Origin of the sequence: Delftia sp. HK171, from assembly GCF_001886655.1 — a bacterium.
Taxonomy (GTDB): Bacteria; Pseudomonadota; Gammaproteobacteria; order Burkholderiales; family Burkholderiaceae_C; genus Comamonas; species Comamonas acidovorans.
Map to the genome: position 1 here is coordinate 3,328,978 of NZ_CP018101.1, position 16,140 is coordinate 3,345,117.

Consider the following 16,140-nt stretch of genomic DNA (forward strand, 5'->3'; position numbering starts at 1 on the left):
ATTGAATAAGAATGATTCTTGTTTGATTGCGGGCCCCGCCCTCAAGGGAATCGGAACCTGCCATGCCATCCGCCTCCACCCCCCAGCACCGAGAAGCCGCCTCCCTGTACACCGCCCACCATGGCTGGCTGCAGGGCTGGCTGCGCCGCAGGCTGGGCAACGGGGCGGATGCGGCGGACCTGGCGCAGGACACCTTCGTGCGCATCCTGGGCCTGCGCGACCTGGCCGGTGTGCAGGAGCCGCGTGCCTACCTGACCACGGTGGCCAAGGGCGTGCTCGTCAACTGGTACAAGCGCCAGGCGCTGGAGCGGGCCTACCTCGAAGCCCTGGCCGCGCTGCCCGAGCCCGTGGCGCCTTCGCCCGAGCAGCGCGCCCTGGTGCTGGAGACCCTGCACGAGATAGACGCCATGCTGGACGCGCTGCCGCCCATCGTGCGGCGCACGTTTTTGCTGTCCCAGCTGGACGGCATGAAGTACGAGGACATCGCGCAGCAGCTGGAGGTCTCGCTCACCAGCGTCAAGCGCTACATGGCCCAGGCGTTTCGCCAATGCCTGGTGGCAATGGCGTGATGGAGACGCCCCTGCAAGCGCGCGTGCTCGACGAGGCCGCCGAATGGCTGATGCGCCTGCACGACAGCGGCGCCACCGATGCCGACCGCGCCGCCTGCGAGCGCTGGCGCCAGGCCGACCCACAGCATGCCCTGGCCTGGGAGCGTGCCGAGCGGCTGCTGGGCAAGTTGGGCGGCCTGCCTGCAGCGCTGGCCATGCCGGCGCTGGACCGGCCCCGAAGCCACCGCGCCCAGCGCCGCGCCACCGTGGCCCGGCTGGCCGCGCTGCTGGCCGTGGCGCCTGTAGGCTGGCTGGCCTGGCAAGCCTGGTATGCGGCGGACCAGCGCGGCTGGGGCGCCGACCTGCGCACCGCCACCGGCGAGCGCCGCACCGAGCATCTGGCCGATGGCAGCCGCCTCCTGCTGGACACGGCCAGCGCGGTGGACATCCGGTTTGATGGCGCACTGCGCCTGCTCACCCTGCGCCAGGGCGCGATTTCCATAGAAACGGCGGCAGATACCGCCACACCACGCCGCCCCTTTGTCGTGGACACTGCCCATGGCCGGCTGCGCGCCCTGGGCACCCGCTTCACCGTGCGGCAGGAGGGCGACAGGGCGGACGGCGGCCCCGTGCGCCTGGCCGTGACCGAGGGAGCCGTGGAAGTGACGCTGCGCGGCGCCGCCAGCCCGGTGCTGGTCGTCCAAGCCGGTCAGCAAACGGTATTGCGAGCGGGGGAGGTGACCGGGCCCCAGCCCCTGCAGCCCGAGGTCACGGCCTGGACCCACGGCATGCTGATGGCCGACGCCATGCCGCTGGCCGCGTTCTGCGCCGAACTGTCGCGCTACCGGCCCGGCCTGCTGCAGTGCGCGCCCGAGGTGCGCGCGCTGCGCGTGTCCGGCTCCTTCCCGCTGGGCGATACGGACCGGACGCTGACCATGCTGGCCTCCACCTATCCCGTCGACGTGCAGACACGCATGCGCGGCTACTGGATCACCGTGGTCGCCAGGAACTAGAAAAATCGAGGCAGGGTGGCACTTTTTCGGATCTCGGCTGGCAACGGGGAAAGAGCTTCTTTCTTCACCGCCTCCAAGGACCGATTTCCATGCCTGCCGTACCCATGCCGCATCCCGTCTTCCATCCCCTGGCGCATGCCGCCCGCCTGGCCCTGCTGGGCATGGCATTGGCCGCAGGCGCCGTGCAGGCGGCCGAACCGGCCCCCGCTTCCGTACCTGCTCCCGCTCCCGCAGCCCAGGCCTACCAGATCGCGCCCGGGCCGCTGGGCCGCACGCTGGCCGGCGTGGCCACGGCGGCGGGTATTTCGCTGTCCTTCGATCCTGCGCTGACCGAAGGGCTCACCAGCCCGGCCCTGTCCGGCCACTACGCGCCGCAGCAGGCGCTGCAGCGCCTGCTGGCCGGCAGCGGGCTGGACATGGTGGCGCGCAGCGATGGCAGCTACACGCTGCGCAGGCAGGCGACCCAGGCCGTCCAGGCGGCAGGCGCCACCGCGCTGGGCGAGGTGCTGGTCACGGCGCAGGCCGAGCGCAGCGCCGTGACGCAAGGATCGGGCAGCTATGCGGCCACCGGACCCAGCAGCACGGCGACACGGCTGGGCCTGTCGCAGCGCGAGACCCCGCAATCGCTGAGCGTGATCACGCGCGAGCAGATCGATGACCGCGGTTTTCAGTCGCTGGAGGAGGTTGCCCTGGATGCCACGGGCCTGAGCACACGCCAGATCGGGGGCGGAGAACGCACGCAGTTCTTCCTGCGGGGTTTCGAGGTCAACTCTTTCCTGGCCGATGGCGTGCCGCTGGCCTTCGACTACGACACGCAGGGCCTGGCCACCATGGCCATGTACGACCGCGTGGAGGTGCTGCGCGGCGCTGCCGGACTGATGACGGGCACGGGCAATCCGTCCGGCACCATCAACCTCGTGCGCAAGCGCCCCACGGATGCCCCTCAGGTCTCGCTGACGGGCAGCCTGGGCTCCTGGAACAACCTGCGCGGCGAAATCGACGCGTCCGGCCCGCTCAATGCGGCCGGTACGCTGCGAGGCCGCGCCGTGGTGGCCCTGCAGGATACGGACACCTTCAAGCGGGCGTACCGCCATGAGCGCCAACTGGTCTACGGCACGCTGGAGGCCGATATCGCCCCGCGCACGCGGCTGAGCCTGGGCGGCTACTACAACAGGGAAGACAACCCCGGCGCCGACTGGAACGGCCTGCCCACGCGGCGTGACGGCAGCTTCTACCCGCTGCCGAGATCGGCGCGCGTGACGCCTGACTGGGCCTACTGGAACAAGGAAAACGCCAGCCTCTTCGCTGAACTGGAGCATGGCCTGGGCAACGGCTGGAAGACCCAACTGACCGCACGCGTGCTGCAGGCGAAGATGGACATGCTGGGGACCTACCTGTATCCGCTGGAAGATTCCGCCGACTTCGGCCAGGGCGTGGGAGCCTATGCCTACAAGAAGACCCAGTACAGTCTCGACGCCTTCGCGCAGGGGCCCTGGCAATGGTTGGGTCGCACCCATGAAATGGTCTTCGGCGCCAGCGTGAGGCAAAACAGCGACGACGACGGGCCTGGCGGGTGGCCGTCGGACTACCAGCAGATCGTGGACCCCATGACCTGGGACCCGGGCTCCGTTGCCCGACCGGCCATCAACACCCTGTGGTCGCGGCGCGGCCACCAGCGGCAGCTGGGTGCCTACGGAACACTGCGGTTGAGCGTCGCGCAGCCCCTGACCGCGCTGCTGGGCGCGCGCGTGGATTCCTACTCCTACGACATGCTCACGCGCTCGGGGGAATGGAGCGATTCCAGCAGGTACCGGGTCCATGACCGCATCACGCCCTATGCAGGCCTGGTCTATGCGCTGGACAGCCGGCATTCCGCCTATGCCAGCTGGACCAGCGTGTTCCAGCCCCAGAGCAACCAGGGCGCCAGAGGTGCGCTGCTGGACCCGGTGACGGGACGCAACCTCGAGCTTGGCATCAAGGGCGAGTACGCCCAGGGCCGGCTGCAGGCCAGCGCGGCGCTGTTCCAGATCAACCAGAAGAATCTGCCGCTGCAACTGCCGCAATCGCAGTGCAGTCCCAATGTGGCGTCCTGCTATGCGCAGACCGGAGAGGTGCGTAGCAGGGGGGTGGAGTTCGAGCTGGCGGGTGCCGTCACGCCGTCCCTGCAGCTGATGGCCGGCTACACCTACAACAGGGCGCAGCATGTCCGCGACTCGGACGTCGCCAAGGCCGGCACGCCCTACGACACCCAGACCCCGCGCCATCTGCTCAAGCTGTCGGCCCGCTACCAGCTGCCGGGCGCCTGGCAGCGCTGGTCCCTGGGCGGATCCGTGCGCACGCGCAGCGAGACCCGCTCGGCCGGCTACGGCGTGCGCCAGGGGGGCTATACGCTGGTGGACCTCATGGCGAGCTACCAATTCAGCCGGCAGCTGGATATACGACTGAACATCAACAACCTCACGGACAAGCACTACTACCAGGCCATTGGCAGCACCCAGGACAACAACCATTTCGGGGCGCCGCGCAATGTGCTGCTGACGGCGCGCTACCGCTTCTGAAACAGAGACAGGTTGGCATGGATACAATCGAATAAGAATGATTCTTGTTTGATTGTGGGCCCCGCCCCCAAGGGAATCGGGACCTGCCATGCCATCCGCCTCCGCCCCCCAGTACCGAGAAGTCACAGCCCTGTACCTGGCCCACCACGGCTGGCTGCAGGGCTGGCTGCGCAAGAAGGTGGGCAATGCCTTCGACGCGGCCGATCTGGCGCAGAGCACCTTCCTCAAGGTGCTGGGCGCCAAGGGCCTGGACCAGCTCCAGGAGCCGCGCGCCTACCTGACCACCATTGCGCGCAACCTGCTGATCAACCAGGTACGGCGCCGCGCCATCGAGCAGGCCTATCTCGATGCCCTGGCCGCCATGCCCGAGCCCGTGGCGCCGCCGCCCGAGGTCCGGCTCATGGTGCTGGAGACCCTGGTGGAGATAGACCGCCGCCTGGGCCGCCTGCCCGCGCTGGCCAAGCAGGCCTTCCTGCTGGCCCAGCTCGAAGGGCTCGGCCATGGCGAGATCGCTGCCGAGCTGGGCATCTCCGTCTCCACCGTCAAGCGGCATCTGGCCAAGGCGGCCATGCGCTGCTTCTTCCCGGAGTAGGCGGCATGCAGGCGTTCCCTTCCGCTTCTTCCCCCATTTCTGCCGAAGTGGCCCGCCAGGCCGTGCAATGGTGGCTGCAACTGAACTCCGGCAAGGCCCAGGCCCGGCAGCACGCTGGCCTGCAGCGCTGGCGTGCGGCCAGCCCCGAGCATGAGGCCGCCTGGCAGCGCATCGAATCCATGGGCAGCCAGATGGCCGGCATTCCCATGCCGCTGGCGCGGGCCGCATTGGCCGCACCCGGCTCGGCCGGCAGGCGCCGTGCGGTGCAGGCGCTGGCCGTGCTGCTGGTCTCGGGCGCAGGCTCCGCGGCCGTCGTGCGCTCGCAGGCCTGGCGCGGCTGGACGGCCGACCAGGTGGCTGCCGTGGGCGAGCAGCGCCGGCTGCCACTGCCCGACGGCGGCAGCGTGGTGCTCAACACCGGCAGCGCCCTCAATCTGCGCTACGGCGCAGCCGAGCGCGTGCTGGAGCTGGTGCGTGGCGAAATCCTCGTGCAGACCGCGCCGGACAGCCTGCACCGTCCCTTCATCGTGCAGACCGCCATGGGCGCCGTTCAGGCCCTGGGCACGCGCTTCACGGTGCGCGAGCGCGAGTCCGGCGTTGAAGTGGGCGTGCTGCAAGGCGCCGTGCAACTGCGGCCCGCGCATGCCCCGCATGCCGCGCAGCGCATCGATGCGGGAGAGCAGGGCACGTTCACGGCCCAGCAGGCCGTGCACTCCGGCGCGCTGGACACGGCGGCCAGCGCCTGGGCCGAAGGGATGCTGGTGGCCTCGCGCATGCGGCTGGAGGATTTCCTGGCCGAGCTGGGCCGCTACCGGCGCGGGCGCCTGGGCTGCGACCCGGCCGTGGCCGGCCTGCACGTCTCCGGCGCCTATCCGCTGGCCGACACCGACCGCGTGCTGGCCGCGCTGACTTCCTCGCTGCCCGTGGAAATCCACTCCTTCTCGCGCTACTGGGTGATGGTGCGGCCTGCGGTGCCGCACAAGGCATGAAGGCCTTCGCACTTTCCTGAAAAAAATTTGAGCTGATTTGCCGGCGATGGCTGTCAACAGAGACAGGAGCGCACCGCAGCGTGCGCCAACGCTTCTCTACAACCATTGCAACAAGGCCTTTCCATGCGCCCTCAGACCATGCGCCAGAACTCCATGCGGCAGGCTGCCGCCTCCACCGTCCGCCCATCCCAGGCGGCCCCGGCATTACGTCCGGTGGCGCTGGCGCTGCAGGTGCTGTGCGCTGGCACGCTGGCGGGGCTGGCAGCTGCCGGTGCCCTGGCTCCGGCACAGGCCTGGGCGCAGCCCGCTGCCGGTGCTTCGCAGCAACGCCAGTACGACATTGCAGCCGGCCCGCTCGAAAGCGTGCTCAACCAGCTCGGGCGCGAGGCCGGCGTGCTGGTCACCTTCGGCTCGGCCGTCACCGAAGGCTTGCGCAGCGGCGGCGTGAGCGGGCGCTTCACCGTGGAGCAGGCGCTGGACCGCGCCTTGCTGGGCACGCCGCTGGCGGCCGTGCGCTCGGCCGGTGGCGGCTACACCCTGCGCGAGATGCCCGTGGTGCCGGCCACCTCCGGCGCGGCGGGTGCTGCGGGTGCGGCAGGCGCGGGGTCCTCCCAGACACTCAGGACCGTGCTGGTCACGGCCTCGGCCCAGGCCAGCCCCACCACCGAAGGCTCGGGCTCCTACACCACGCCGGCCACGGCGGCGGCCACGGGCCTGAGCCTGTCGCTGCGCGACACGCCGCAGTCCGTCAGCGTGCTCACGCGCCAGCAGATCGAGGACCAGGGCCTGCTCTCGCTCAACGACGCCATGCGCAGCGTCACCGGCATCCATGTCGTCAGCTCGGACAGCGACCGCTCGGACTTCTACTCGCGCGGCTTCTACGTGGACAACCTGCAGTACGACGGCGTGCCCACCTCCATCGGCCTGTCGTTCTACGGTGACTCGGGCACCGATACCACCATCTATGACCGCGTCGAAGTGGTGCGTGGCGCCACGGGCCTGCTCACGGGCGCGGGCAATCCGTCGGCCTCCATCAACATGGTGCGCAAGCACGCCAACAGCAAGGTGTTCACGGGCTCGGCCTCGGCCAGCGTGGGCTCGTGGAACCACCATCGCGGCACGGTGGACCTGTCCATGCCGCTGACGCAGGACGGCCGCATCCGCGCACGCGTCGCAGGCATGGCCGAAGAGCGCGACTCCCATGTGGATCTCTACCACGCGCGCAAGCAGGTCTTCTACGGCGTGATCGATGCCGACCTCACGCCCGACACCACGCTCAGCGTGGGCGCCGACTACCAGTCCAACCGGCCCACCGGCTCGACCTGGGGCGGCCTGCCGCTGGTCTTCACGAACGGCATGCCAGCCGACTGGAGCACCTCCAAGACCACGGCCGCGAACTGGACGCGCTGGAACAGCACCAACAAAAACATCTTCGCCAACCTGCAGCACCGCTTCGGCAACGACTGGAAGCTCAAGGCCAACTTCGTGCACCGCGACAGCGCCTACGACGCCAAGCTGCTGTATCTCATGCGCCAGCCCGACATCACCACCGGCCTGGGCATGGCGGCCCTGCCCAACTACTCCGAATACAGCTTCCAGCAAAACAGCGCCGACCTGCAGGCGACGGGCGGCTGGGAACTGGGCGGGCGCCGCCATGAGGCCGTGGTCGGCCTGAGCAGCAGCCGTGCCCGCGAGCACAAGGCCGGCCATGCGCGCACCAGCCCCCTGCAGGACGTGGGCAACTACTACCAATGGGACGGCTCCTATGCCGAGCCCACCTGGGGGCCGCTGACCACCAGCAGCCTGGACCACACGCGCCAGGACGCGCTGTACGGCGCGCTGCGCCTGTCGCTGGCCGATCCGGTCAAGCTCATCGTGGGCGGGCGCCAGAGCAGCTGGAAGGTGCGCAGCCTCAGCGAGGTGCGCGACCACAACGTCTTCATCCCCTACGCAGGCCTGGTGCTGGACCTGAGCGAAGGCTTCTCGGCCTATGCCAGCTACACCGACATCTTCCAGCCCCAGAACTACCGCGACCGTGGCGGCAGCTACCTGGACCCCGTGGCGGGCAAGAGCTTCGAGATCGGCATCAAGGGCGAGCACCTGGACGGCAGGCTCAACAGCTCCCTGTCCGTCTTCCGCATCCAGCAGGACAACGTGGCCCAGCTGGACGAAGGCCAGGTCGTGCCCGGCACCACCGACTTCGCCTACTACGGCGCCAAGGGCGTGACCAGCAAGGGCTTCGAGGCCCAGGTCTCGGGCGAACTGGCCACGGGCTGGAACCTGTCGGCCGGCATTGCCCACACCGTCGCGCGTGACGCCCAGGGCCTGTCCATCAACGCCTGGGCGCCCAAGACCCAGGCCCAACTGTTCACTTCCTACCGCCTGCCCGGTGGATGGAATCAGCTCACCGTGGGCGGCGGCCTGCAATGGCAAAGCCGCACCCGCGCCAGCGTCTTCGTGGCGGGCAATGACCTGGTCTTCGAGCAGAAATCCTTCGCCACCGCCAGCCTCATGGCGCGCTATGCCTTCAGCCCCAGGCTCTCGCTGCAGCTGAACCTGAACAACCTCTTCAACAAGAAGTACTACGTCAACATCGACGGCCAGGGCCAGTTCGGCACGCCGCGCCAGGCCATGGCGGTGCTGAACTACAAGTTCTGAGTGGTTGCGTTGGGGCGGGGCGCATTCCGTTGCGCCACGGCCCCACGCCGGCCCCTTTTCCGACCCATTCCTCCCTTTGGGCCTCAGAAACAGACTATTCCTAGAGACAAGCACGCCGCAGCTGCCTAGATTGACCGGCAACCCGGACACAGGCTTGCCTCCACCAGCTCCCCGCCAGACGCATGGCCGCCTCCTGCCCGAGATTCCTAGAAATCCCGAGGGAGAAACTCACATGCACCCACGGCACACGCTGCTGTGCAGCGCCTTGCTATGCCTCGCCGCACTGCTGGCCCAGGCCACGCCCACCCTGGCGACTGCCGCCCCCAACCTGGGCGGCGGCTCCAGCAAATGCGACCCCACCGTGCAAAGCTGCGCCCCCGGCGCGGGCGGCGGCATCGACCTCGGCGGTGGCGGTGGCGGCTCGGGCGGCGGCACCTGCACCCCCACGCCCGGCGGCAGCCCTTGCGGCGGCGCCGGCCCCGCCACCCAGGGCAACTCCAGCAGCACCAACCAGGGCGCAGGCAACCCCATCCACCTCATCAACGGCAACAAATACCAGCGCGAAGTGGACATGCCCGCCTTGCCCGGCCTGCTCGGCCTGGAAGTCGTGCGCCACTACAACAGCAGCTACAGCCGGGCCTACGTGCCCCCGGGCCTGCTCGGCCGCGGCTGGCTGCTCAGCTACGAGGCCCGCCTGTACGACCACCCCACCAATCTGCAGATCGTGCAGGCCGACGGCACCCGCATCATCTTCAGCAAGCTGCGCGAGCACCCCAGCCTGTGCGCCAGCGAGCAGCCGGGCAACGGCATCGTGCGCATCGAAGGCCCGGATACAAAGGGCACCAAGGAAACCAAGCCCGGCCAGGAACGGCACTACACCTGGCAATGGATGGACGGGCGCGAGCTACGCTTCAACCACCGGGGGCGCCTGACCCGCATCAGCCTGCCCTCGGGCGAACAGGTCCGCCTGGACTACAACGCCAAGGGCAACCGCCTGCTCAAGGTCACCGACCCGCAGGGCCGCAGCCTGCGCCTGCACTACGCCCAATCTTCGGGCGAGGGCAGCTTCACCGGCGTGCAGGCCATCGACACTCCGCTGGGCCGCATCGACTACCGCCACGGCAGCGCACCGTTGCCCGGCAGCACCCAGCCCCAGGCCAAGCTGAACGCCAGCCTCGTGCAGGTCAGCCTCCCATCGGCCGATGGCCAAGCCCCGGTCCAGCGCCACTACCACTATGAAGACCCACGCCACCCCACCTTGCTCACCGGCATCAGCGTCCAGGGCCAGGGCAGCGACGGCAAGCCCATGGACGAGCGCATCGCCAGCTACGCCTACGGCGACACCGGCCGCGCCACCTTGAGCGTGCGCGGCCCGCCGGACAGCCAGCAGGAAAAAGTCACCCTGGACCTCAGCCAGCCCTGGAAGAACACCCTCACCAACAGCCTTGGGCAAACAACCACCTACCACTACGACACCATAGGCGGGCAATGGCGATTGCTTGAAGTGCGCGGCCCGGGCTGCGCCAGCTGCGGCCCCGGCGACATGCGCTACCGGTACGACGCGCAAGGGCGCCTGACCGAAGCCACGCGGCTCGATCCCGCAGGCCGCCCGCTGGAAGGCACGCGCACGGACCTGGACCCCTTCGGCCGCCCGCTGGCCGTGTACCGCATCGCCTACACACAAGGCCAAGCCCGGGCCCCGCAGCTGCAGGTGCGCTACGGCTACGGCAAGGACCCCTGGAAGCAATACGCGCCCGAACTCATCGCCCGGCCCAGCGTCGTGCCCGGGCGCGAACACCAGATCCGCATCCGCTACAACAGCAGCCGCCAGCCGCTGCAGATCACCGAGGCGGGCTTCAGTCCGCTGAACGCCCAGGGCCAGCCCGCAGGCAATGCGGACGGCGCCACGCCCATCGAACGCAGCACGCGCTACCGCTACACCGAGATCAACGGCCGCAGCGTGCTGGTGGACATCGACGGGCCGCTGCCCACCTCGCTGGCAGGCTATGACGACGGCAGCCCGGCGCAGAACGATCTCACGCGGCTGCGCTGGGACCGCAGCGGCAGCCACGTCACGCGCGTGCTGCAGCCCGATGGCACGACCGTGGCGCTGGAGCATGACCAGGCCGGGCGCATCACGACCCGCACCGAAGACGACGGCGTGCGGCGCCTTCAGCGCCAGATACGCTACAGCGCCTTGTCCGCCAACGCCCTGCAGGCCGAAGAAATCACCACCACCGGCTGGCTGCTGGACGCCGACGGCCAGCCCCGCGCCAGCAGCCGGCTGAGCCTGAATCCATACCGCATCCGCCACGACGCGCTGGGCCGCCCCAGCCAAGCCATCGACACGGCAGGCCGCAGCATCGCCTGGACCTACCAGGGCAGCACCCAGGCTAGGCTCGATGGCCTGGGCAACCGGGGCCAGATCGAGCGCGACAGCGAAGGCCGCATCAAGCGGCTGGGCCTGTACCGCGAAGGCCAGGACCTCCCGGAACGTGCGGCCTACTACGGCTGGAATGCGCAGGGACGCCTGAGCCACCGCCTGCTGCCCGATGGGCGCCTGGACAGCTACACCTACGGCGACGCGGGCGAGTTGCTCCAGCACACCGATGGCGACGACACCCGCACGCGCTGGCTGAACAACGGCAGTCTCCATGCCAGCCTGTCGCAAACGCCCGATGGCTGGATACGGTTGGCCCTGCAAGGCTCCTCCGATGTGCCGACAGCACCCCAGAACATCGGACACCAAACCACTGCTTCCCAGGGAGCCCAACCCGCCGAGCGCCGCCAGGCCCTGCACGACGACTTCGGCCGCACCGTCTGGCTTCAGCTTGCCGAGCATGGCCGCCAAAGCGCACGCTACAACGAAGCCGATCAATTGCTGGTGCACACCCGCGCCGACGGCAGCAGCACCCACTACCAGTACGCCCCCAGCGGGCGTCTGCTGGCCAAGCGCTACGAAGCGGCGCCCGGCGCAGATCGTCGCTCTTCCTCGCAAACCCGGCTGCACTACCAGGGCCGGCTGCTGCAGACCATCGACAGCAACTGGCAGCGCGAGTCCATCGAATACGACGCCCTGGGCCGCCCCGTGGCACGGACCATTGCGCTGGCCACGCCCGACGGCCAGGCCGAACATACCTACCGCACCGCCACGCGCTATGGCCCGGACGGCCGGGTCCACAGCCGCACCCTGGCCGATGGCCGCGTACTCGTCACCCGGCGCGGCCCCGCCAGCGAAGGCGCCAGCGTGCAAGGGCTGCAACTGCAAAGCGCCTGGGTGGCCGGCCTGCTGCAGGCCAGCGACCACTGGCTGGGCGTCGGCGCCACAGGCTTGCTCGAACGCCTGCTGCCCGTGCAGACGGTGGTCGGCGACATCCAAACAGACGCCTTCAACGGCCTGCAGCACTACACGGCAGGCAATGGCCTGGCCACCATGCGCCAATACGACATTGCCGGGCGCCTCACGCAGCAGACCACCGGGCAAGGCACATCGCAAGGCACATCGCAAGGCAGCGCACCCATCCTCAGCCAGCGCTACCGCTACGGCGTGGGCCCGCGCATCCGCGCCATCGAGCAGGAGTGGCCACCAGCCGGCCTGCACAAGACCGACTACCGCTACCAGGGCTTCGGCAGGCTGGTGCAGGACAACGCACCGTCAGCACCAGCACCCGTGCAGCGCGACAGCCAGGGCCGCACCGTCCAGGACGCGCTGCACCGCTACGCCTACACCGAGGCAGGACAGCTCCAGGGCATCAGCGACCACCAGGACCGGCCCATCGCCAGCTACCGCTACAACAGCCTGGGCCAGCGCGTGGGCAAGACCGTGCACCAGGGCGACAGGCAAACGCACAGCCACTACCTGTGGCAGGACAACCGGCTCGTCGCGGAAATGGATGGCGAAGGCCGCATCACCAGCCAGTACCTGTACCTGAGCGAGGGGACTCGCACCCTGCCCATCGCCAAGCTGGAATCCGCGCACAACCGGGACAACGCAAGCGGCAAGGCGCGCATGCTGCACATCCACAACGACCACCGCGGCAGTCCGCAGGCCATGACGGACGCAGGCCAGCGCGTGGTCTGGCGTGCCCGCCAGACGCCCTGGGGAGCGCCGGCCATGCATCAGGCCGGCCACACAAGCCTGCCCCGGCAGCAGGCCGTGCTCAACCTGCGCCTGCCGGGCCAGTACTTCGACGAGGAAAGCGGACTGCACGACAACTGGCACCGCAGCTACGACCCGGCCAGCGGCCGCTACCTGCAGCCGGACCCGCTGGGCTACCCGGACGGGCCCGATGCCTACCTGTATGCCGGCGGCGACCCGCTCAACCGCATCGATCCCACCGGGCTGTACCAGGAGGACATGCACTACTACATGGTCTTCTTCCTGGCCCTGGCCGCCGGCCTGGACTACGAACCTGCGCGCATCACGGCGCTGGCTTCGCAGTACGTGGATGACAACCCCATCACCAAGCCGCTGGACGAGGCCAACACCCTCACCACGGTGGGCTCGATCTTCAAGAACCACCGGCAACTGCTGTGGTACCACTTCACGCTGTCCGACGACAAGGGCACCACGCTGCCCCAGTACGCCAACGACAACGTCAACAGCGTGGTGGGCAACCTGAGCCCGCAACTGAACAACCTGCTCAACGCCAGCCGGCTGGGCAACCCGGCCCAGCCCTGTGCCGAATACCAGTTCCTGGGCGAATTCCTGCACTCCTACCTGGACACCTTCAGCCACCGGGACAAGGACAACCGGCCGTTCGATGCCATCAGCGTGAAGCTGGGCATAGGGCATGGGCTTGCGGGGTCCGAGCCGGATTACACCTATGACGAGGACATGCCAATACTGGGGAATATGCCTGACCCAGAGGTGCCTTATTGGGACAAGCGGGAGTATCGATCGCTGCAAGGGGAGAAGGCGGTTTATGAGTTTTTGACGCGGTATGGGGCTAAGCCGGCGGTGAGCTTTAAAGAGATAGAAAAAGTGCTGGAGCGATTCAATGCCACGCGGGAGAGTGGGAGCAATTCTCCAGATAAATTTGATTTGCTACAAAACCATCTAAATAAATGGATTAATGAGGGAAAATTGAATTTAACGAAAGACAATAAAAGTCAGATCAAAATAACAAAAATAGATTTGAAAGATAAAAATTCAGAGGAATATGACTTTGAGAAAGCAGAAAACAATAGAGAGGTCTTTCTTGGTGGTCTAGTGGGTAGGGAGAAAGACTATCCAGGTGTGTGTTTGCCAAGGAGTTTGTTATGCAAACCCGTATAGTGTGCATTTTAATAATATTTGTGCTGCTAGCTTTTTGGCGGACTGGACATGCAGAAAAACAGCAATGGGAAAAATGGACCGAGAGCCAACACCCTCCTGTTGACGCAAAACTTCCACCCATATGGTGCAAGGCTGTGAAATATAGAGGTCAGAGAGTTCCAATATCAGAGTCAATCAAAGGCTCTGGTAAGCACTGCGTTGTTCATGATTTCGTTCAGCGAAAATCTCGTGACATCATATCTGGTAGACAAAGAGGGTCTCCAATAAATGATTCTGGAACCGGAAATATATTAACGTTCTTCGAAAGCAGTAATGTGGATCTCGACTTGCAAAATCATCTCGTATCGGGATCTCCTTTTGAAGATACTCGTGGCATTGGAACTAAGGGGATTCAATTATGTTTTCTAAAGGTTCATAATGGAAAGATTGAAACACCTGGAAGATTGGGAATAAGTGTAGAAATGGTTTCTGGAGATTCAAATATTAGGAAAAGAATAGAAATGATGAAGGAAGATATTTCAATAATTATTAAAACAAATTGGAATAGCGAGAACCAGAACTTCAACGAAATCCCCTGGGACTACACCCCACCCACCTTCTACACCGCAGAAAACCTCCAAATCAAATCCGGCGGCCGCGCCATCATCATGGCCGGTTCCGACAACGTGGTGCGCAACAACACCATCGAGGTCGATGGACGCACCGCCGTCTACCTGTACGGCCCGCGCTCGCTGGTGGAGGGCAACACCTTCATCGTGCACATGGACCTGCGCGACAAGGCCCCATTGCCCGCCATCCTCAAGCTGCGCGATGCCGATGGTTCCATCATCCGCAACAACCGCTTCATCGTGAAGCGCAGCGGGCTGTTCAGGAAGAAGGAAGAGGAACCCCAGGCCGGCATCAACCTGCTGGAGTCCAAGGACGTAGTGATCGAAGGCAATGTGTTTGAAGAGATCACATTGCCGGTGCGCAAGGATGCGGCCAGTACCACAACGGAGAGTGGAAACATTTCAAAAGGCAGCCCCTGATGGAATGGAGGTATTCGACGGCCATATGCGTTATGAGTTTTTGACGCGGTATGGGGCTAAGCCGGCGGTCAGTTTTAAAGAGATAGAGAAAATGCTGGAGAGATTCAATGCAATTCGCGAAAGTGGTGGCAACTCACCAGCTAAAATTGGCATGCTTCAAGAGACGATTAATAAATATATCCAAGATGGAAAAATAAAACCTGAAAAAGACAAAAGCGTTTCTACTGATGCCAAGATAAATTTCTCTGAAAAGGACCTAGATCAATATAACGAAGAAACCGCCAAGAAGAACAGGGAGAAATATCTTGGCGGACTCGCTGGTCAAGAGAAAAATTATCCTGGAGTATGTTTGCCAAGAAGTCCTATATGCAAGTCCGTTTAACCATGGTCTCTTTTTTATTGGTACTGCAACCTCATGCATATGCAGTAGACACTTTGGATACTCACGAATCAGGTGATGGAACGAAAATCCAAAATGCAAAAAATATCAGAGAAACACCCTTGACTTCAGGCTGCAAAGCAGTGAGATACACAGGTGGATATATATCAATCAAGGAGGCATTTGAAGGCTCGGGTCGCCATTGCGTAGTGCATGATTTTACTCAAAGAAAAGTTAGAGATTTAATAGATTGGAGTATTCGAGGATCTCCCACCGATGAAATTGGCAGAGGAAGTGTTTTAACTTTTTACAAAAACACAAATGCCGACTTGGATTTGCAAGGCCATGAAATTTCAGGAGCACCTTTTGAGAATACTCGTGGAGTTGGTCTCCTTGGGAAAAATCTAGCATTCCTACGTGTGCATCATGGAAAAATAGAAACCCCTGGACCAAGGGGTTTGGGTGTGGATATGGCACCCAATATTTCTGCGTGGAAAAGAATAAAAGAATTGACTGAGGATTTTCCAGTCACGCAAACAACCGACTGGAATATCAAAATCAAGGAGTTCAACGAAATCCCCTGGAACTACACCCCACCCACCTTCTACACAGCAGAAAACCTCCAAATCAAATCCGGCGGCCGCGCCATCATCATGGCGGGCTCCGACAACGTGGTGCGCAACAACACCATCGAGGTCGATGGCCGCACCGCCGTCTACCTGTACGGCCCGCGCTCGCTGGTGGAGGGCAACACCTTCATCGTGCACATGGACCCGCGCGACAAGGCCCCGTTGCCCGCCATCCTCAAGCTGCGCGATGCCGATGGTTCCATCATCCGCAACAACCGCTTCATCGTGAAGCGCAGCGGGCTGTTCAGGAAGAAGGAAGAGGAACCCCAGGCCGGCATCAACCTGCTGGAGTCCAAAGGCGTTGTGATCGAGGGCAATGTGTTCGAGCAGGTCGCATTGCCGGTGCGCAAGGATGCGGCCAGTACCACGGCTGAGAGCGGCAACACCTCGCAGGGCGGCAGGTGATGGGTGCTGGGTCGGCATCACCGTGGCAACGCAGCGCAGGCCAACCGTTAGAATGCAAATGAG

General features: G+C 65.1%; 9 protein-coding genes and 1 pseudogene. All 10 read left to right on the forward strand.

The features are described from left to right. Window positions 1-62 precede the first annotated feature (62 nt). Entirely contained in the window at window positions 63-569 is a 507-nt protein-coding gene (locus tag BO996_RS15130) for a sigma-70 family RNA polymerase sigma factor (RefSeq protein WP_071955382.1), read from the forward strand. After that, window positions 548-1,561, forward strand: coding sequence for a FecR domain-containing protein (locus BO996_RS15135; protein ID WP_071955384.1), 1,014 nt, complete (start codon window positions 548-550; stop codon window positions 1,559-1,561). The genes BO996_RS15130 and BO996_RS15135 overlap by 22 nt, the downstream gene beginning before the upstream one ends. 89 nt (window positions 1,562-1,650) lie before the next feature. Next, window positions 1,651-4,119, forward strand: a complete 2,469-nt coding sequence (locus tag BO996_RS15140) for a TonB-dependent siderophore receptor (protein WP_071955386.1) — start codon at window positions 1,651-1,653, stop codon at window positions 4,117-4,119. Between the two features lie 88 nt (window positions 4,120-4,207). Beyond that, on the forward strand, window positions 4,208-4,711 hold the full coding sequence (locus BO996_RS15145; protein ID WP_013802807.1) for a sigma-70 family RNA polymerase sigma factor: 504 nt from the start codon (window positions 4,208-4,210) through the stop codon (window positions 4,709-4,711). A gap of 5 nt (window positions 4,712-4,716) precedes the next feature. Next, window positions 4,717-5,700 carry a FecR domain-containing protein gene (locus tag BO996_RS15150; RefSeq protein ID WP_071955388.1) on the forward strand — a complete coding sequence of 328 codons (984 nt, stop codon included), beginning with the start codon at window positions 4,717-4,719 and terminating at the stop codon, window positions 5,698-5,700. A 123-nt stretch (window positions 5,701-5,823) separates the two neighbouring features. Beyond that, on the forward strand, window positions 5,824-8,358 hold the full coding sequence (gene fhuE, locus BO996_RS15155; RefSeq protein WP_071955390.1) for a ferric-rhodotorulic acid/ferric-coprogen receptor FhuE: 2,535 nt from the start codon (window positions 5,824-5,826) through the stop codon (window positions 8,356-8,358). A gap of 232 nt (window positions 8,359-8,590) precedes the next feature. Next, window positions 8,591-13,636 carry a DUF6765 family protein gene (locus BO996_RS15160; protein WP_071955392.1) on the forward strand — a complete coding sequence of 1,682 codons (5,046 nt, stop codon included), beginning with the start codon at window positions 8,591-8,593 and terminating at the stop codon, window positions 13,634-13,636. Window positions 13,637-14,136: 500 nt separating this feature from the next. Next, window positions 14,137-14,664, forward strand: coding sequence for a right-handed parallel beta-helix repeat-containing protein (locus BO996_RS15165; RefSeq protein ID WP_071955394.1), 528 nt, complete (start codon window positions 14,137-14,139; stop codon window positions 14,662-14,664). Further along, window positions 14,636-15,046, forward strand: coding sequence for a hypothetical protein (locus BO996_RS29095; protein ID WP_156897963.1), 411 nt, complete (start codon window positions 14,636-14,638; stop codon window positions 15,044-15,046). Before BO996_RS15165 ends, BO996_RS29095 begins: the two co-directional genes overlap by 29 nt. Before the next feature lie 650 nt (window positions 15,047-15,696). Next, window positions 15,697-15,945: pseudogene (locus BO996_RS30050) on the forward strand (right-handed parallel beta-helix repeat-containing protein); the annotation flags it as partial. Between the last annotated feature and the right edge of the window lie 195 nt (window positions 15,946-16,140).